A 17,135-nucleotide genomic window follows, 5' to 3' on the forward strand; every position below is an offset into this window, starting at 1 on the left:
CGCGGCGTTGGCCCCGATGAGCCTAAAGCGCCAGCCGCGGCCCGTCCCCGGCGGGATGGACCGACGGCATGACCGGCAGGGACCCGGTAAGGGCTTCCACCACAGCGAGCTGGCCGGTGCCGTCCGGAACCCCCGGGTACTGGACCTGCGCCGGTTCGAGGGAGGGGGCCGGGTCTTCCTGCCGCATCCGGACCAGCGCCACCGCGGAGATCAGGAACCAGGCCACGTTCGTGACGACGGACGGCCAGGCCCCGTGCAGGGTTCCGTTAATGATGAAGGCAACGGAACCGAACAGGTTGGCCGTCTGGAAGCCCTTGCCTGCCTTCAGCCAGCCCATGGAAACGGCCAGGTACGCACTGAGTATCGCAACCGCGCCTGCCCAGCCGGCAATTTCCCACAGCAGTTCCATGGCGTCCTTCCAAGATGGTGCCTGCGCAGTATCCGGGCAGGGCTCAAGATGGTGAATCAAGGTTTGGTTTCGCCGCGTGCCGGACCCGCGGGACCGCTCACATCCAGCTCTGCGTTGCCTCAAGCCCTGTTCGGGCGAGGACCTCATACGCTGGCCGGCGGCATAATCATACCCCGCACCCCGGAGCACTTTTGACGCCCGGTTCCCCGCCGCCGAAGAGGGTGGACAAGACCCCCGCGGCGTAGCACGATCGGAGCTGTGACCAGCAGTCCAGCCGCCGATCCCTACCTCCGGGAACTCACCCAACTCCGCCGCGTCAAGGACCGGATGGACCGGGAGTACGCGCAGCCGCTGGACGTTGAATCCCTCGCCAGGGACGTGCACATGTCCGCGGGCCACTTCAGCCGCCGGTTCAAGCTCGCCTACGGGGAATCCCCGTACAGCTACCTCATGACCCGCCGCATTGAACGCGCCATGGCGCTTCTCCGCATGGGGGACCTCAGCGTGACGGACGTGTGCTTCGCCGTCGGCTGTTCCTCGCTGGGGACCTTCAGCACCCGCTTCAGCGAACTGGTGGGGATGCCGCCCAGCGTCTACAAGCAGGAGGCAGCGAACTCGACGGCGGGGATCCCCGCCTGCGTGGCGAAGCAGGTCACCAGACCGGTCAGGAATCGAGAAGCGCCCGACCCTGAGCCGTTACTAGCATGACTGCCATGGACATCAACATTTCCTCAACCTTCCTTCCCGCCACCGATCCCGACGCCTCGCTGGCGTTCTACCGCGACGCCCTGGGCTTCGAAATCCGCAACGACGTTGGCCGGGGCACCATGCGGTGGATCACCGTGGGGCCGGCCGGCCAGAAGGACGTCTCCATCGTCCTGCATCCGCCGGCGGTAGACCCCGGCATCACCGACGACGAGCGCCGCACCATCGCCGAAATGATGGCCAAAGGCACCTACGCCACGATCGTCCTCTCGTCTCCGGACGTGGACGCGGCGTTCGCCAAGGTGGAGGCCGCCGGGGCCGACGTCGTGCAGGAACCCATCGACCAGCCCTACGGAGTCCGCGACTGCGCCTTCCGCGACCCGGCCGGCAACACCGTGCGCATCAACCAGCAGCCTTAGGCATATAACCAGCAACGTATAAAACGGACGACGCCGCGGGAGGCTGCCAGCGCAGCCTCCCCGCAGTGCCGCCCAGGACACAGGGGGACACCTTGAGCACCGACACCAGCACCGACGCCGCGCACACCGGAATGCATCTGGCCGACAGCCACGACATCATCCGGGTCCAGGGCGCACGGGAAAACAACCTCAAGGACGTCAGCCTTGAGCTGCCCAAGCGGCGGCTCACCGCGTTCACGGGAGTATCCGGCTCGGGCAAGAGCTCCCTGGTGTTCGCCACCATCGCCGCCGAATCGCAGCGCATGATCAACGAGACCTACAGTGCGTTCGTCCAAGGCTTCATGCCCAGCCTGGCCCGGCCTGATGTGGACCGGCTGGAGGGGCTCACGACGGCGATCATCGTGGACCAGGAGCGGATGGGCGCCAACCCGCGGTCCACCGTGGGCACCGCCACGGATGCCAACGCCATGCTGCGGATCCTGTTCAGCCGGCTGGGCCAGCCCTACGTCGGGCCGCCCACCGCCTTCTCCTTCAACGTGCCCACCCGCAAGGCCAGCGGCGTCATGAGCACCGAAAAGGGCGGCCGGGTGGAAAAGAACGTGGTCCGCCAGGTGACCTACCTCGGCGGCATGTGCCCGAGGTGCGAGGGCATGGGCAACGTCAGCGACATCGACCGGACCGCCCTGTACGACGATTCGAAGTCCCTGGCCGAGGGCGCCCTCACCGTCCCCGGCTACTCCATGGACGGCTGGTACGGCCGGCTGTTCGAGGGCATGGGCCTGCCCATGGACAAACCGATCGCGACGTTCACGGCGAAACAGCTGGACACGATGCTGTACGCCGAGCCCACCAAGATCAAGGTGGAGGGCGTCAACCTCACCTTCGAAGGCATCATCCCCAAGATCCAGAAGTCCATGCTGTCCAAGGACGTGGAGGCCATGCAGCCGCACGTGAAGCGGTTCGTGGAACGGGCGGTCACGTTCGCCACCTGCCCGGACTGCGGCGGCACGCGCCTCACGCCGGAGGTGCTCGACTCGCGGATCAACGGCAAGAACATCGCGGACCTGTGCACCATGCAGATCAGCGACCTCGCGCAGTGGATCCGCGGCCTGGACGAGCCCACGGTGCGCCCGCTGCTGGCCGGGCTGCGGGACCTCCTGGATTCCTTCGCGGAGATCGGCCTGGGCTACCTGTCACTGGACCGTCCGGCCGGCACCCTGTCCGGCGGCGAAGCGCAGCGGACCAAGATGATCCGGCACCTGGGCTCGTCCCTCACCGACGTCACCTATGTCTTCGACGAGCCAAGCATCGGCCTGCACCCGCACGACATCGAGCGGATGAACACGCTCCTGCTGCAGCTGCGGGACAAAGGCAACACCGTCCTGGTGGTGGAGCACAAACCGGAGATGATCGCGATCGCCGACCACGTCGTCGACCTCGGTCCGGGCGCCGGTGCCGGCGGTGGTGAGATCGTCTACGAGGGCGACGTCGACGGGTTGCGTGCCAGCGGCACCATCACCGGGCGGCACCTGGGTGACAAGTCCCGGCTGAAGGACTCGGTCCGGGCGGCCCGCGGCGCGCTGGAGGTGCGCGGCGCCTCCACCAACAACCTGCGCGACGTGGACGTCGACGTGCCGCTGGGGGTGCTGTGCGTGGTGACGGGCGTGGCGGGGTCCGGCAAGAGCTCGCTGATCCACGGCTCATTGGCGAAGCGTGACGGGGTGATCGTCATTGACCAGGGCGCCATCAAGGGGTCCCGGCGCAGCAATCCGGCCACCTACACCGGTCTGCTGGAACCCATCCGCAAAGCCTTCGCCAAAGCCAACGGGGTCAAGCCCGCGCTGTTCAGCTCAAACTCCGAGGGCGCCTGCCCCACCTGTAATGGCGCCGGCGTGATCTTCACCGAACTCGGCGTCATGGCCACGGTAGAGTCCACCTGCGAGGAATGTGAGGGCCGCCGGTTCCAGGCCGCCGTCCTGGAGTACACCCTGGGCGGGAAGAATATCGCCGACGTCCTGGACCTGTCCGTGGACGCGGCGCTGGCGTACTTTGCCGACGGCGAGGCCAAAACGCCCGCGGCGCACAAGGTCCTGGAGCGGCTTGCCGATGTCGGGCTGGGCTACATCACCCTGGGCCAGCCACTGACCACGTTGTCCGGCGGCGAGCGCCAGCGGCTCAAGCTTGCCTCGCAGATGGCTGAGGCCGGGGAGATCTACATCCTGGACGAGCCCACGGTGGGCCTGCATCTGGCCGACGTCGAACAGCTCCTTGGCCTGCTGGACCGGCTGGTCGGCTCCGGGAAGTCCGTCATCGTCATCGAGCACCACCAGGCGGTCATGGCGCACGCGGACTGGATCATCGACATCGGCCCGGGAGCCGGGCACGACGGCGGCTCGATCGTTTTTGAGGGTACGCCGGCGGATCTGGTGGCCGGCCGGGCCACGCTCACCGGGCAGCACCTGGCGGCCTACGTCGGAGCTTGATCCGGGCGGTGCCGGCGGTTGCGCCTGCCGGCGGTTGCGCCTGCCGGCGGTTGCGCCTGCCGGTGGTTGCGCCCGCCGGCGGTTGACCCCGGCGCCGGTTGCGCCTGCCGGCGGTTGACCCTTTCGGTGGTTGAGCCTGTCGAAACCTAGCTCCGCTGGAGCTGCCCCAGGAAGGACACGGTAGCTGCAGCGATCTGCTGCTGCGCTGCCTGCCGGCTGATACCGGGTTCGCCGTCACCGGGCTGCGCCCCGTAGTCGCCAAAGAACGCGTGCACCCCGCCCTGGACCGCGGCGAACTCCGTATCCACGGGGAGGAGGTCCCGGGATGCCTGGATCTTGGCGGGGGTGCTGAGTCCGTCCTGGCTGCCGGAAACGGACAGGACGGACAGGCCGGTCCGCCCGCGCAGGGATTCGATCGGGTAGGAAGCGTAGAGAACCAGCCCGCTGACATCGGTGTTGGCCAGGGCGAAGGACGATGCTGATACCCCGCCAAGTGAGTGGCCGCCCACCGCCCAGGTCCTGATGTCCGGGTTGTCGGCCATGGCGCTCCTGGCCTGGCTTCCGTCCAGCAGGCTGAGCCCCAGCGGTTCCTTCAGGATGACCACCCGGTATCCGGCCCCCACGGCGGGGGCCAGGATGTCCTGGTACGCCTTGGCGTCCACCCGGGCACCCGGGTAGAAAACCAACCCCTTGGTGGCAGTCCTGCCCTCCGGTGACATGGTGATGGCGGTGGCTGACTCGGTGACGGCGAGGTCCGACGTCGGGCCCGCCTCCGCTGCCTGGCCCGGCTGGTAGGCAAAGGGGCTTAGCCAGGCCAGGCCGGCGGCGAGCGCCAGCACGGCGATCCTGCCCGCCCAGGCGCCGACGGCCCGGACACGGGAGCGGGGCCGCGGAACATCGCGGCGCACCCACAGCAGGATGGCCCAGACGACGCCGGACGCAGCCGCCGCCAGCAGGAGGCCCGGCAGCAGGGGGTGTCCGCCCAGGACGGCGGGATTGCCGGCAAGCATCCACGCGGGAACCAGGAGGAGGGCGGCGGCACAGGCCACCGACGCCCAGAAGAGGACGGTCCTGTGCCTGGCGGGCAGAACCCGGGCTGCGGTTGGTGAGGTATCCATGGGTCTGATCTTTCCACCGGGCGGCCGGATTGCGGGGAACGGCATACGCTGGCGGTATGGCTGAAAGCTTCCGGTACGACGTCGAGATCCTGCACCTGCTGGTGTCCCCCGCGCACGCCTACTTCGGCCGCGCCCGGGACGGTGCCGCCGATGTTCCGACCGAAGATGCTGCGCAGGCTGAGGTGGTGGCCGGGAAGGGCATCGTGGGTGACCGGTTCTTCGGCAAGGCCGCCCACATGGACGCAGCGGTGACCCTGTTCGCCGTCGAATCCCTCGAGGCGATCGCCGCCGAGCTGGGCTCGCAGCCGTTCGATCCCCTGCTGACCCGGCGGAACGTGGTGCTCCGCGGGGCGCAGCTGGCGCCGCTGCTGGGCCACGATTTTTCGCTGGAGTCCGGCGGGGACGTGGTGGAGTTCCATGGCGGCAGGCATGCCCAGCCCTGCGCGTGGATGGACGGGATGCTCGCCCCGGGCGCCCACCCGGCCATGCGGGGCCGCGGCGGCATCCGGTGCCGCGCCCTGACCGGCGGGTTCCTGCACCGGGGCCCTGCCGTGCTGGCCAGTCCGGTGCCGCTGGATCCGGGCCGGGCCGGGGAGTCGAGTTTCCTGCGGCCGTCGCGGCTTCCCTAGTAACGCGTACGACGGCGTCACGCACGGCACGCTTTCGGCCCGCCATCGGCGGGGAAGCCCCGGAATCCCTGCCCACCGCCGTCGTGCGCTGCCTGAAAGCGTGCCCCGCGTGACGCGGGTGCGGCCTCAGCTCACATGATGGCGGTGGCGTTGGCCGGGGAGCCGGTGCCGCCGGTGATGTTCAGCGGCTTGATGCTGATGAACGCATCCCACGTGGCCGTGCTGCGCATGTGCCGCGCCAGGGGGCCGAGCCGCCACAGCTCCCCGAGCGGCATGCCGAGCTTGGCCAGGAGCTGCTGGTGCATCATGCCGTGGTCGTTGAAGGCGGACTCCCGGTAGGGACTGTCCGGGACGGCGGGGAGGCATTCGACGGCGAAGTTGTCGGCGGCGACGACGGCGAACCGGCTGTCCCAGGCCCAGGCCACGAACTCCTGCGACTGCGCCACGCCTGTTGCCTTCCGGCTCTCACGGAGGCGCCGTTTCTCTTCCGGGTCCAGCGCGAGGAACCATTCGCACCACCCGGTGTGGAGCAGGAGGATGTCGCCGGGACGGGTGGTCAGGGACTGGGACTCCATGGCCGCCTGAAGCAGGTCAAGGCCCAGCGGTTCCCCGCCAGCATGGTCGATGGGCTCCCCCACGCTTTTCCGGAAACCGTCGAGATCCACCAGGACTCCCCGCCCGGCGATGGGGTGCTCCGCCCATTCCTGGATGCCAAGGTCCGGCGTGCCCTCGGTGATCCGGTGGTCCGGGACGCCGTTGTAGAAGCCAACGTCATCTGCGCGACGGTGCCGGAGCCCGTCAATCTGCGTCGACCCTTGGAGGTAATACCCGTCCAGGTAGTCGTCCCGGTGGGCAGGGTGGGAGGAGTAAATGGTATGCCGGGGCGCGCTGCGTTTGAGCGACATCCCCGGGTCAAAGGCATCTGCGGGATAGTCCAGCCCGAACACGGTCCCGGACCGGATGCTGTTCCTGGCCTCGAGGAGGGCAGCCGGCGTGATGAAGGACGGCGTGCCCCTGCCCGGTTCGGGGAACAGGCCCCACGATGCACCCGCCAGGTTGCCCTCCCTCGCCAGGAGCTCCGCGAAGGTGGGAAAGGTTCCGGGTGCGGTCATCGGGTGGTGGCTTCCTGCTGCTGTTCGGCCTGTTTCCGGGGGCGCTGGTAGCTGAGCAGGAACCCGGCCACGGCGCACACCGATGCGGCAATGCACACGGGCGGCTTGACGTAGGTGTTGAAGAACTCGAGCCAGGCGTTTTGCCCGGCCACCAGGCCCGCGGCCTGCCCGGCAACGAACAGGACGCCGCCTGCCAGGAGGACGCCAAGGGTGAGGGTGAAGACGGTCTGGATGAACCTTCGGGGTGTGTTCATGGTGGTTCCTTAGATGGGCAGGATGCCGAGAATGATCAGCACGCCGATGACCAGCAGGGGCAGCGCATAGTGGGTGAGCAGGCGGGCGAAGGTCTTGATGGGATTGACGTCCGCGATGCCGCAGGCAACATACAGCGGTGCACCACCGGGCGGGACCGCGGCCTCGCAGGAGGAGAAAATGAGGACGGCGACGGCGGCAGTGGTGGCAGGCACCCCGGCCGCCACAAGGGCGGCCACGCCCACCGTTCCCACGGCAGCCATCGTGGCGGTGGCGGACAGGGGGGCTGCAACGGCGATGACGATCAGTCCGATCAGGATGGCAAGCAGCCACAGTGGCAGGTTCAGCCCGTTCAGCAGGGCGGTCATTTGCTTGGGCAGGCCGGTGGCGGCGAGCGCGTTGGCGCCGGCGAAAGCGAACAGCACCGTGACGCCGACGATGCCGAACCGCGGGGCCGAGCCCTGCAGCAAGGTTCCCCAGTCCCGGCCGGTGCGGGGCAGCTGTTTCCTGCCCAGCAGCGCACCCGTGATGAGGAGGACCACAGGGATCCAGACGATGACGCTGACGGACTTGCTGACGTCGCCACCGGTCCAGTCGGAGAGGGCCGAGGTGAGGAACCCGGAGGTGATGGCAAGGGGGATGGCGACGACGACGAACAGCAGGAGCGTGGCCCATCCCTGGCCGAACGCGGTCCGGACCGACAGGCGGTGGGCGGCGTCGAGCGGCGCCATTCCGCTCTTCCTGATGAGCAGCCACGTGACGATGAGCCGGTGCAGGAAGCACCACAGGCCGCCGAACAGCAGGGGAAGGACCAACGCGTTGATGTCCAGCAGGGGCCCCACCGTGGCCGAGCCGACCAGGACGAACATTGAGGCGCTGAACGGGAAGGTGATGCCCATTCCCGCGTTCCCGGCCACGAGGGTTGCGGCCGCCGGCTTGTCGAGCTTGGATTTTTCCATCCAGGGGATGGTCACGGAGCCTACCGTTGCGGCAATGGCGGCCTGGTTGTGGACCACTCCGCCCAGGCCGGCGGAGGCCACGGTGGAGACCCAGGCCGGACCGCCCTTGACTCCGCCGATGAGCGAGTTCAACAGGTCGATCAGCCGGTCCAGGACGCCGCCCTTGTCCAGCAGGTAGCCCATGAAGACGAACGCCATGGTGGCGTAGACAATTTCGTCGGTCGCTGCCGAGGAAAGCGCTGACCAACCAACCTGTGCCGCGGCGGCTCCGGTAAACGGCAGCACCACCAGGAAGCCCAAGATCATGGCTTCCCCCACGCTGCGCTTGATCGCCGTCGTCCAGAGCAGGATGACGGCAAGGTAGGCGCCAAGTGCCCAAATGCCGATCATGCTGCTGCTCCTGTCGGCGGAATGCCGGTTGCTGTTGACATCACGTATTTCCCGTTCTTGATTGTGCCCTGCTGTGCGGTCAGCGCAAGGCCGGTTCCGTGGCCTGCGCCATCCGGGCGAGGGCGGCGGCGGAGGCGGTGGTCATCTCGGCCGGGACACCGAGGTCTGAGAGATAGTTGGCGGTGTCCTGCATCTCCTTGGAGCGGCGGACGGCATGCTTGGCGGTTCCCGTGAGGAACCTGTCGATGACGGCCTGGCCGTCCCCCGCCAGCTGGTTCGCGATCTGGCCGCGGATCCACTCCTCCAGGCCTGCCGCGTGGCCGGCCTGGACCGCTTCGACCACCACGGACGCCAGGCCCTTCATGAGCACGCTGCGGAGCAGTTTGTGGGCCATCGCTGCACCGGGCTCGCCGTCGGCGATTTCCACCTGCACGCCGAGCGGTCGCAGCAGTTCCGCAACGGCCTGGGCGCCAGGACCGCTCACCATGAGCGGGGTCTTTTCCCCCAGGGCGGAGACGGGTCCAAGGATGGCGACGTCGGCAAAGCGGGCTTTGCTGGGCAGCTGTCCGAGTTCCTGCATGACGCCCGGGGAAGATGATGTGAAATCGGCGTAGACGCTGCCGTCACCCAGGACCGGCAGGCATTCCTGTGCCACGCTGCGCGCAGCCGCGGCTCCGGTCATCACCAGGACGATCTCAGCCCCGGCACAGGCCTCGGCCGCCGTTGCCGCCCGGGAAACACCTTCCGGGGTAGTGGCGGCAACGGGATCGAACCCGCTGACCTGGTGGCCCGCAGCTGCGAGCGCTGCGGCGTAGGTGGCTCCGGCTTCGCCGAGGCCAATGACGGTGCACGCTGTCATGGTTTGCTCAGTTCTTTCTCGTGACGATCTTGGTGGTGTGGCGTTTCAGTTGCGGGCGGCGACGATTGCCTGGCGCCGGCCGGTTTCATCAGCGAACACGGCCTCGGCGGCGTCGGCGACGACGGCGGCCTGGTCCCGGGGGATGACCACCACGCCGTCGGAGTCACCAACGATGACATCGCCGGGCAGGACGGGGACGCCGCCGAAGGCGACGGCGGTCCCCAGCCTGAAGGGGCCATCCTTGTAGGGGCCGGCGGGCGAAGTAGCCCGGGCGAAGACGGGCATGCCGATCTCGCCCAGCGCCTCGGCGTCGCGCGCTGCTCCGTCCAGCACGAAGCCCGCGACGCCGAGGTTGATGGCGCGCTCACCGATCAGTTCACCAAGGAGGGCGCGGGATTCATCTGCGCCGCCGGCGACCACGATGACGTCTCCGGGACGGGCCAGCTGCAGCGCTGCGTGGATGCCCTTGTTGTCGCCGGGCCGGGTCCACACGGTGAACGCCGGTCCGGCGAGCTTCGCCCCGGGCCAGACGGCCTGGATGGCGGAGTCCGCGACGCCGAGCCGGTCCATGGCGTCGCCGATGTTGGCGGCGGGCAGCTTGGCGAGCCGGTCCACGATGCCTTGGTCGGGGCGGGCGAAGTCGGCGGTGGTGTCGATGGCTGGAGTTGTCATGGTCGATTCCTTAGAGGTGCGGATCAGTCTTTTTTCTGGACTAGCGGAAGGACCTTCTTGAAGTCGTCTTCCTGGCCTGCCCAGAACTGCTGGTAGTCGGTGCCGTTGAGGTAGCTGGTCTGCAGGCCCAGGTCCTTCATCTTCTGCACCACTGCCGGGTCTTCGATGGCCTTCTCGATGGCGGCTTCGAGCTTCTTGGCCACGTCAGCGGGGAGCCCGGCGGGAGCGGAGTAGCCGCGGGCAGTCCCCGCGGTCAGGTCGTAGCCGGACTCCTTGAATGTGGGGATCTCCGGCAGTGAGGGGGCGCGGTCCCCGGACATGACACCCAGCACGCGTGCCTTGCCCTGCTTGCTGAGGTCGTTCACGTCGCTGACATTGGCCACCAGGACGTCAACATGCTTGCCCAGGAACGCGGTGGTGGCCTGCGAGGCGCCCTCGGAGAAGTGGACCGGGGCGAACTCCGAGCCGGTGCTTTCCTGGATCTGGGCCAGGGCGAAGTGTTCGCCGGTCTGGATGCCGGTGGTGCTGGCGGTGAGTGACTTCGGCTTGGCCTTGACCGCGTCGAGCAGCTCTTTCAGGGACTTGTACGGGCTGTCCGGCTGGACGGCGATAACGGTGGGGTCGATCACCTGCCGGCCCAGCGGCTGGAAGCTGTCCCTGGTGTACTTGGCGCCGCGGGCCGGGTCCAGGGGTGAGACCACCACCGAGGGGGACCCGGTGGCACCGATGGTGTAGCCGTCCGGCTTGGCACCGGTCAGCGCCGTGTAGCCGATCTGGCCGCCGGCACCTGGCTTGTTGATGACCTCAACGTTGGTGCCGAGTTCCTTTTCGAGGACCGGCTGGATGAGCCGGGCGGCGGTGTCCACGGCACCGCCCGACGAGAAGGCCACGATCAGGTCAATGGACTTGCCCTTCTTGGGAAAGTCGCCGGCGGCCGCACCGGAATTGCTGGCTCCGACGTTGGCGCCGCAGCCGGTGAGGGCGAGCAGGGACGCAGCTGCGACGGCTGCGAAAATCTTTTTGCGTGACATGGTTCTTCTCCTTTGAAGGGTGCGGGTGCAGGGATTGCGGGTGTGGAGTCAGGCCTCCGGGTCCTCCATGAGGGCCTTGGGCTTGCGGAGTTTGAGCAGCGGACTGCAGATGATGAGCAGGCCGATGCCGATCAGGACGGCGGAGATGGGACGGCTGGTGAAGACGGTGAAGTCGCCCTGGGAGATTTCCAGCGATTCGCGCAGGGAGCGTTCCATCAGCGGCCCGAGCACCAGGGTGAGCACCATCGGAGCCAGGGGGATGTCGAGGTTCCGCAGTGCCAGGCCAAGGAGGCCGAAGCCGATCATGACATAGACATCGAAGACGCTGAAGTTGATGGTGTAGGCCCCGATGACCATGAACACGAGGATCACGGCCGTCAGGATGGGGGTGGGCACGCGGAGGATGGAAGTCCACAGCCCCACGAGCGGGACGTTCAGCAGCAGCAGGAGGACGTTGCCGATGAAGAGGCTGGCGATGATGGCCCAGGCGATCTCCGAGTGATCCGTGAACAGGCTGGGTCCCGGGGTGAGGCCCTGCTGCAGGAACGCTCCCATCAGCACGGCGATGGTGGGCGAAGCGGGAATGCCAAGGGTAAACAGCGGGATGAGGGCAGCGTTGGCGTGGGCGTTGTTGGCGGTCTCCGGACCGGCGACGCCTTCGACGGCCCCCTTGCCGAGCTCGTGGCGGAACCGGGAGAACCTTTTCTCCGTAGCGTAGGAAAGGAGCGAGGACACGGACCCGGTCATGCCGGGAATGAGGCCCAGGCCGAAGCCGACGCCGGTGCCGCGGGCCATGGCGGGTGCACTGCGGCGCCATTCCGTCCGCGACGGGAACAGCTGCCGGAAACCGGGGGCATGCACCACCGGGGTGGGCTCGTTCCGGCGGAAGGAGAGGATTTCGGAGAGCCCGAAGACGCCGACGATGACGGCAACGAAGCTGACCCCGTCCATCAGGTTGTCGATCCCGAAGGTGAAGCGCGGTGCTCCGGCCACGGGATCGATGCCCACCATGGAGATCAGCAGGCCCAGGGCGCCGGAGATCAGTGCCTTGACCATGGACTTTCCCGCCAAGGCGACCAGCAGCGAGATGCCCACCACCATGAGCGCGAAGAATTCGGGCGGCCCCACCAGCAGGCCCATCTCACCAAGCGGCTTGGCTGCGGCCACCAGGCCGACTGTTGCGATGGTGCCGCCGATGAAGGAACCGACGGCGGCCAGCGTCAGTGCCGCTCCGGCCCTTCCCATTTTTGTCATGGCATAACCGTCGATGGTGGTGATGGCGGAGGAGGCTTCGCCGGGAGTGTTCAGCAGGACGCTGGTGATGGTGCCGCCGTACTGGGTTCCGTAGAAGATGGCACACAGCATGATGATGGACCCCGCGGGGTCGAGGTTGAGCGTCAGAGGGATGAGCAGTGCCACCCCTGCCACGGGGCCGACGCCGGGCAGGACGCCGATAATGGTGCCAAGCAGGCAGCCAAGGAAGGCAAACAGCAGGTTTTGCCAGGTCATGGCGGTGGCAAATCCGCCGAGCAGTTCGTTGAGGGTTTCCATGCCTAGAGTCCGATCAGGTTCAGCGGAGTAAATGCCGATACGGGAAGGGCCACGTTCAGGCCGTAGTTGAAGGCGTAGAAGGCACCGACGCTTCCCGCCAGGGCGATGATCAATGAGGGCACCCATGCCCGGCGTCCGCGGATTTTCAGGTGGTAGAGCAGGAACGCGAACATGCTCAGCTGGAAGCCCAGCAGGTCCATGACCGCTGCCAGGATGACCAGGCTGGCCACGACGGAGATGACCACCCCTTTGTCCACGCCCTCGCCCTTGGCGCTGGGCCGGCGGAGTTCCTGGAGGAGCCAGATGGCCGACATCGCCACCAGGAGAGCCCCCATGGCGAAGGGGAACAGGCCGGCACCGGGGCCCAGGGACGTCCAGAGCCCCAGGCTCACCGAGCTGACCAGGACATAGATGCCGACGGCGGCGAAGGCGCAGATCCCCGCCAGCACACCGCGGGCAACCCGAATGGTGCTCCCCGTTTTCGTCGTGACTGACTCCGTTGTCATGAGTTTCCTTTTCACAGCGCGTCATTGCGTTTCATAGAATGAAACTATATTGCGTACTGAGAAATAGTGACAGGAGACACAAGGACTGTCAAGCGCAAAGAACTTACATAGAATGAAAGAATGGCGACGATGACTTCCACCACGGCCGGCCCGGCAGAAGAGGGCCCCAAGTCCTCGAACATGCGCTCCCTTTCCAGGGCCATGGAGGTCTTCGCCGAGCTGCAGCGGGCCGAGCGGCCGCAGCGGCTCAGTGATCTGGCACGGAATTGCGGCATGAGCCTGCCCACCACGCTGCGGATCCTGCGGGTGCTGCAGGATTTCGGAATGGTGAGCCAGACGGACAAGTCCTACCGGATCGGCCCCGCCGTCCTGCCCGCCGCACGGAGCTTCTTGGAGAACGATCCCCTGGTGGTCGCTGCCCGCCCCGTCCTGCAGCAGGTCGCATCGCAAACCGGGCTGACAGCGTCGCTGTACTCACGGCTCGGCTTCGAGCGCATCCTGGTGGCCCGCGTCGACGGCGAGGCGCCCCTCCGCTACGATCTCCCGCTGGGCAAGCGGCTGCCCCTGACCCTCGGCGCCGCAGGAAAGATCCTGCTGGCATCCGCGTCCGATGACGAACTTCAGCAGGCGGTGGCGGCAGCTGCTGCAGCCGGCCAGGAAGACGCCGATCTGACGGCAGAGGAACTGCGCGCGCGGCTCCCTGAACCCGGAACCGACTACGCGTTCTCCGCCGACGAGCGTGCCACCGGCGTCCTGTCCGTGGCCATGGCCGTTCCCAACCGGACGGGCCGGCCAACCGAATCCATGTCCCTCACCAGCCCGGTGGAAGCGGCCAGCGAGGCCACGCTGAAGGCCGGGGTCCCGGAGCTGCGCCGCGCCGCAGTCCGGCTCTCCGAGCTCCTGGAGGGCTCGGTCTACTGAGCGGGCCCGGGACGTCGGACCGCCAGGAAACCATCCCGTGAGACGCCAAATGCCCGGCTGGGCTCCCCCTGCCGGGCATTTGGCGTGGCGGCCGACCCGGCGACCTCCCGCCGTCGTCCGTTGCCGTCAGCTGCCTGGGCGCGCTTCCTTCAGGCCCTCGAGGTCCTCAAGCGACTTGCCTTTCGTGTCCGAGGACATCAGGGTGGCCACCGCGGACACGAGGCAGATCCCCAGCGTGGTCAGGCCGATGGTGAGCGGCACGTTGGTGGAACCGGGAGGAGCGATCGCGGTGAAGATGCTCGGGAAGAATGAAGCGATCATCAGCCCGATGTTCTGCGAGACGGCGAAGCCGGTGACCCGGATCCGCATGGGGAACTGCTCCTGGAAGAACGTGGCGAAGGTGGCGTTCCACATCTGAAAGAAGATGCCCTGCACGATCACGACGCACACGAAGACCAGCGGCAGGCTGCCCTGCTGGATCGCCCACAGGTACCCGGTGACCAGTACGCCGCCAATGACCCCGCCGGCCGCCATGAGCATCCGCCGGCCGATCCGGTCGGACAGTGCACCGAAAAACGGGATGGTGATGACGGCAGCAATGTTGGCTACCAGGGTCACCCAAAGGAACTCGCTGCTGGAGAAGCCGTTGCCGTAGCCCTTCTGGGTGGCGTAGGAGACGCCGAAGATCAGGGTGGCCATGCCGATCACGTTGGTGAACGTCATGGCGACGCAGCGGACCAGGACGCCGGGGCGGGTGCGGAGGAGTTCGATGAGCGGGAAGCGCTGCTTGGCCGGGGCTGCTCCGGACTGCGCGGCGTACGCAGGGGGTTCGGTCACGCGGCGGCGGATCAGGTACCCGGCCAGGATGACGACGGCGCTGAGCAGGAACGGGATGCGCCAGCCCCAGGAGCTGAACTGGTCCGCCGGGAGGAGGACGGCGAGCGGGAGGAGGACGGCGGTGGCCAGGATCGAGCCCACCTGGGTGCCCTGCAGGCTGAAGCTGGCGAAGAACCCGCGCTTTGCGTCAGGGGAATGCTCCACGATCATGGCGCTGGCACCGCCCAGTTCACCGGCAACGGCGAAACCCTGGATGAGCCTGAGGATCACCAGCAGAGCGGGCGCCAGGAGGCCCACCTGGCCGTACGTGGGGAGCAGGCCAACAGCGAACGTCGCGAAGCCCATGAGCAGCATCGCGAACACGAGCACTTTCTTGCGGCCGTGCCGGTCACCATAGGCGCCGAGCACCACGGCGCCGATGGGACGGGAGACGTAGCCGACGGCGTAGGTGGCCAGGGAGGCGATGATGGCGACGGTGGGGTTCCCGGACGGGAAGAAGATGGCGGGGAAGACCAGGGTTGCCGCCAGGGAGTACAGCGCGAAGTCGTAGTACTCGAGGGCGCTTCCGATCCAGCCACTCATCGCGGCCTTCCTGGGGTCCCGAATGCCGGCTCCAGCCCCTTGGCTGGTGAGGGGCGCGCGGGTTGGGGTGGTGCTCATGTGCTTGTCCTTCGTCTTCATTGGCAAGGAACCGGAACCGCTGGTGGGCAATGCTCAGGGTTTGGTGTGTTGCGCCGGAGCCGGATCGGGCAGGAGCGGCAACTCTTGAATCGATTCATCAAATATAGAAGGTGACGCGGACAACGTCAACGGCAAGCGCTATCCCGACGGGCCGGGGCGCCCTGGAAAGGAGCCCCTGCTACCGGCTGGCGTGATAAGCGGCGGCCATGTCCTGCTTGGCGCGGCCCTGGTCAGCCACCCGGTCCAGCCGGGCGGCAGCGGCCTCGGCTCCGTCGAGTTTCAGGCCTTCGGCTGCGGCGGCATCGACAATGAGGTGGGCGTCCTTGCGGGCGGTGTCCACGGCGAAGGACGCCGGCTCCAGGCCGTCGTCAAGGATGAGTCCCATCTTGGTGCGCAGGTACGGCAGGTCCAGCGAACCGCCGTCGAGCACGTTGAGGAACTGCCCGGGATCCACGCCCAGCGCCTGGGCAAGCGCAACCACCTCGCCCGCGGCGTTGGAGGCGGCAATGACCCAGCTGTTGACCACCAGCTTGAGCCGGGCGGCCGAACCCTTGGCGGGGTCGTCGCCGGTCCAGAGGGTGCGGGCGCCGATGGCATCGAGGACCGGCGCTACGCGGGGGCGGATGGCTTCGGGGCCGGCGGCGAGGACCAGCAGTTGGCCCGCCTCGGCGGGGGCGCGGGTGCCGGAGACAGGTGCTTCCACCAGGTCCAGGCCGAGGTCGGCGGCCAAGGCGGCGAGAGTGGGAACGTCCTGCACTCCCACGGTGGTGGACTGGATCCAGGCCGTGCCGGCGCGGATGCCGGGCGCCGCCTGCCGCATGACCTGCGCCACCGCGGCGGCGTCGTACAGCATGGTGAGGACAACGTCGGCGGCTTCCACCGCGTCGGCGGGGCTGGCCGCCCGCAGGGCACCTTCGGCGGCGAGCGGCTCAGTTTTGGCCGGATCCCGGTTCCACACCGACACCTTGTGGCCGGCCCGGAGGAGGTTGCGCGCCATGGCCGCTCCCATGATTCCGGTCCCCAGCACCGCCACGCTCATCGAGTTATCCATGCGACTATTCTCCTGACCCTGCCCTGCTCTCAGGGCAGACGAACAGCAGGTACCCATGCCGGGATGAGCCCAAACGCGGGAGAACGCGCGTCACAAACGGGAGCGGCGCCGCTGGATTGGCGGCAAAGAAGCGGCTACCAGGCCTGGTGTTCCCGGGTGAGGCCGAAGGGGACCGCCTCGCTGAGGGCAACGGTGAATTTGTCCACGCCGTGCCGGGTGACGAGGATACCGTGTCGCTTGCCGGTGAGGGCGTGGGCCTTGGCGGCTGCGACGGCGGCGTCGAGTTCGCTGTCCATGCTCTGGCGGTCGGACACGGTCAGGGTCAGGGGGAAGTTCATTGAATGGCGCCTTATGTCTTTCGTGGGGTTGGGGTGGTCATTCGACGCCCTGCGCTCCCCCTGGCTGCATAGGCGGTAGGCACTCACGTGCCTCGCACCATGGTGCCTGAGCAAATAAGTGCCAGCAACTTTAGATAAAGGCCGCAGGTCAGGCGCGTGGAGTCCCTGGATTGTCCTGACAATTATTGGCGGAGATGCGCCGTGAATTAGAG

General features: G+C 67.6%; 18 protein-coding genes. 5 read left to right on the forward strand and 13 right to left on the reverse strand.

Annotated elements, in window-relative coordinates:
- Window positions 1-22: 22 nt before the first annotated feature.
- Window positions 23-409: a CBU_0592 family membrane protein gene (locus QRM96_RS06240; protein ID WP_018763332.1), complete on the reverse strand. Its 387-nt coding sequence runs from the start codon at window positions 407-409 to the stop codon at window positions 23-25.
- A 258-nt stretch (window positions 410-667) separates the two neighbouring features.
- Here QRM96_RS06240 and QRM96_RS06245 point away from each other — a divergent pair, with 258 nt between their 5' ends.
- The 3 genes from QRM96_RS06245 (at window position 668) to QRM96_RS06255 (ending at window position 4,016) form a co-directional block, all read left to right on the forward strand.
- Window positions 668-1,117, forward strand: a complete 450-nt coding sequence (locus tag QRM96_RS06245) for a helix-turn-helix transcriptional regulator (protein WP_026265025.1) — start codon at window positions 668-670, stop codon at window positions 1,115-1,117.
- On the forward strand, window positions 1,114-1,533 hold the full coding sequence (locus QRM96_RS06250) for a VOC family protein (RefSeq protein WP_018763334.1): 420 nt from the start codon (window positions 1,114-1,116) through the stop codon (window positions 1,531-1,533). Before QRM96_RS06245 ends, QRM96_RS06250 begins: the two co-directional genes overlap by 4 nt.
- A 92-nt stretch (window positions 1,534-1,625) precedes the next feature.
- Window positions 1,626-4,016 (forward strand): ATP-binding cassette domain-containing protein, encoded by a 2,391-nt coding sequence (locus QRM96_RS06255; protein ID WP_502934879.1) that lies wholly within the window; start codon window positions 1,626-1,628, stop codon window positions 4,014-4,016.
- A gap of 146 nt (window positions 4,017-4,162) precedes the next feature.
- Here the strand turns inward: QRM96_RS06255 and QRM96_RS06260 are convergent, their stop codons facing one another.
- On the reverse strand, window positions 4,163-5,134 hold the full coding sequence (locus tag QRM96_RS06260; RefSeq protein ID WP_285318881.1) for an alpha/beta hydrolase: 972 nt from the start codon (window positions 5,132-5,134) through the stop codon (window positions 4,163-4,165).
- 56 nt (window positions 5,135-5,190) lie between these two features.
- Here QRM96_RS06260 and QRM96_RS06265 point away from each other — a divergent pair, with 56 nt between their 5' ends.
- On the forward strand, window positions 5,191-5,763 hold the full coding sequence (locus tag QRM96_RS06265) for an MOSC domain-containing protein (protein ID WP_285318883.1): 573 nt from the start codon (window positions 5,191-5,193) through the stop codon (window positions 5,761-5,763).
- Window positions 5,764-5,894: 131 nt separating this feature from the next.
- On the opposite strand, the gene QRM96_RS06270 is transcribed toward QRM96_RS06265, so the two are convergent.
- From QRM96_RS06270 to QRM96_RS06305, 8 genes are all read right to left on the reverse strand, one after another.
- Window positions 5,895-6,875: a cyclase family protein gene (locus tag QRM96_RS06270; RefSeq protein ID WP_285318884.1), complete on the reverse strand. Its 981-nt coding sequence runs from the start codon at window positions 6,873-6,875 to the stop codon at window positions 5,895-5,897.
- On the reverse strand, window positions 6,872-7,129 hold the full coding sequence (locus QRM96_RS06275) for a hypothetical protein (protein WP_018763339.1): 258 nt from the start codon (window positions 7,127-7,129) through the stop codon (window positions 6,872-6,874). Before QRM96_RS06275 ends, QRM96_RS06270 begins: the two co-directional genes overlap by 4 nt.
- Before the next feature lie 9 nt (window positions 7,130-7,138).
- On the reverse strand, window positions 7,139-8,476 hold the full coding sequence (locus QRM96_RS06280; protein WP_285318886.1) for a TRAP transporter large permease subunit: 1,338 nt from the start codon (window positions 8,474-8,476) through the stop codon (window positions 7,139-7,141).
- 79 nt (window positions 8,477-8,555) lie between these two features.
- A complete protein-coding gene (locus QRM96_RS06285) occupies window positions 8,556-9,335 on the reverse strand; it encodes an NAD(P)-dependent oxidoreductase (RefSeq protein ID WP_109044186.1) in 780 nt (259 codons plus the stop codon).
- Between the two features lie 45 nt (window positions 9,336-9,380).
- Window positions 9,381-10,007 (reverse strand): RraA family protein, encoded by a 627-nt coding sequence (locus tag QRM96_RS06290; RefSeq protein ID WP_018763342.1) that lies wholly within the window; start codon window positions 10,005-10,007, stop codon window positions 9,381-9,383.
- A gap of 23 nt (window positions 10,008-10,030) precedes the next feature.
- A complete protein-coding gene (locus tag QRM96_RS06295) occupies window positions 10,031-11,038 on the reverse strand; it encodes a tripartite tricarboxylate transporter substrate binding protein (protein WP_285318887.1) in 1,008 nt (335 codons plus the stop codon).
- A 48-nt stretch (window positions 11,039-11,086) separates the two neighbouring features.
- Window positions 11,087-12,589: a tripartite tricarboxylate transporter permease gene (locus QRM96_RS06300; protein WP_018763344.1), complete on the reverse strand. Its 1,503-nt coding sequence runs from the start codon at window positions 12,587-12,589 to the stop codon at window positions 11,087-11,089.
- A 2-nt stretch (window positions 12,590-12,591) separates the two neighbouring features.
- Entirely contained in the window at window positions 12,592-13,095 is a 504-nt protein-coding gene (locus tag QRM96_RS06305; protein WP_285318888.1) for a tripartite tricarboxylate transporter TctB family protein, read from the reverse strand.
- A gap of 120 nt (window positions 13,096-13,215) precedes the next feature.
- On the opposite strand from QRM96_RS06305, the gene QRM96_RS06310 reads away from it, so the two are divergent.
- Complete coding sequence (locus QRM96_RS06310; protein ID WP_285318890.1) at window positions 13,216-14,016, forward strand: IclR family transcriptional regulator; 801 nt, start codon at window positions 13,216-13,218, stop codon at window positions 14,014-14,016.
- Between the two features lie 126 nt (window positions 14,017-14,142).
- Here QRM96_RS06310 and QRM96_RS06315 read toward each other — a convergent pair whose 3' ends face one another.
- From QRM96_RS06315 to QRM96_RS06325, 3 genes are all read right to left on the reverse strand, one after another.
- A complete protein-coding gene (locus QRM96_RS06315; protein ID WP_285318891.1) occupies window positions 14,143-15,513 on the reverse strand; it encodes an MFS transporter in 1,371 nt (456 codons plus the stop codon).
- 199 nt (window positions 15,514-15,712) lie between these two features.
- Window positions 15,713-16,585: an NAD(P)-dependent oxidoreductase gene (locus tag QRM96_RS06320; RefSeq protein ID WP_285318893.1), complete on the reverse strand. Its 873-nt coding sequence runs from the start codon at window positions 16,583-16,585 to the stop codon at window positions 15,713-15,715.
- A gap of 134 nt (window positions 16,586-16,719) precedes the next feature.
- Window positions 16,720-16,923, reverse strand: a complete 204-nt coding sequence (locus QRM96_RS06325) for a hypothetical protein (RefSeq protein ID WP_018763349.1) — start codon at window positions 16,921-16,923, stop codon at window positions 16,720-16,722.
- Between the last annotated feature and the right edge of the window lie 212 nt (window positions 16,924-17,135).

The sequence above is a fragment of the Pseudarthrobacter sp. lyk4-40-TYG-27 genome, assembly GCF_030209295.1.
In the GTDB taxonomy this organism is placed as follows: Bacteria; Actinomycetota; Actinomycetes; order Actinomycetales; family Micrococcaceae; genus Arthrobacter.

Coding starts and splice junctions, on each gene's coding strand:
- QRM96_RS06290 (WP_018763342.1), bottom strand. CDS start 10,007: ATGACAACTCCAGCCATCGACACCACCGCCGACTTCGCCCGCCCCGAC.
- QRM96_RS06295 (WP_285318887.1), bottom strand. CDS start 11,038: ATGTCACGCAAAAAGATTTTCGCAGCCGTCGCAGCTGCGTCCCTGCTC.
- QRM96_RS06250 (WP_018763334.1), top strand. CDS start 1,114: ATGACTGCCATGGACATCAACATTTCCTCAACCTTCCTTCCCGCCACC.
- QRM96_RS06300 (WP_018763344.1), bottom strand. CDS start 12,589: ATGGAAACCCTCAACGAACTGCTCGGCGGATTTGCCACCGCCATGACC.
- QRM96_RS06275 (WP_018763339.1), bottom strand. CDS start 7,129: ATGAACACACCCCGAAGGTTCATCCAGACCGTCTTCACCCTCACCCTT.
- QRM96_RS06315 (WP_285318891.1), bottom strand. CDS start 15,513: ATGAGCACCACCCCAACCCGCGCGCCCCTCACCAGCCAAGGGGCTGGA.
- QRM96_RS06320 (WP_285318893.1), bottom strand. CDS start 16,585: ATGGATAACTCGATGAGCGTGGCGGTGCTGGGGACCGGAATCATGGGA.
- QRM96_RS06280 (WP_285318886.1), bottom strand. CDS start 8,476: ATGATCGGCATTTGGGCACTTGGCGCCTACCTTGCCGTCATCCTGCTC.
- QRM96_RS06260 (WP_285318881.1), bottom strand. CDS start 5,134: ATGGATACCTCACCAACCGCAGCCCGGGTTCTGCCCGCCAGGCACAGG.
- QRM96_RS06310 (WP_285318890.1), top strand. CDS start 13,216: ATGGCGACGATGACTTCCACCACGGCCGGCCCGGCAGAAGAGGGCCCC.
- QRM96_RS06270 (WP_285318884.1), bottom strand. CDS start 6,875: ATGACCGCACCCGGAACCTTTCCCACCTTCGCGGAGCTCCTGGCGAGG.
- QRM96_RS06325 (WP_018763349.1), bottom strand. CDS start 16,923: ATGAACTTCCCCCTGACCCTGACCGTGTCCGACCGCCAGAGCATGGAC.
- QRM96_RS06285 (WP_109044186.1), bottom strand. CDS start 9,335: ATGACAGCGTGCACCGTCATTGGCCTCGGCGAAGCCGGAGCCACCTAC.
- QRM96_RS06240 (WP_018763332.1), bottom strand. CDS start 409: ATGGAACTGCTGTGGGAAATTGCCGGCTGGGCAGGCGCGGTTGCGATA.
- QRM96_RS06265 (WP_285318883.1), top strand. CDS start 5,191: ATGGCTGAAAGCTTCCGGTACGACGTCGAGATCCTGCACCTGCTGGTG.
- QRM96_RS06305 (WP_285318888.1), bottom strand. CDS start 13,095: ATGACAACGGAGTCAGTCACGACGAAAACGGGGAGCACCATTCGGGTT.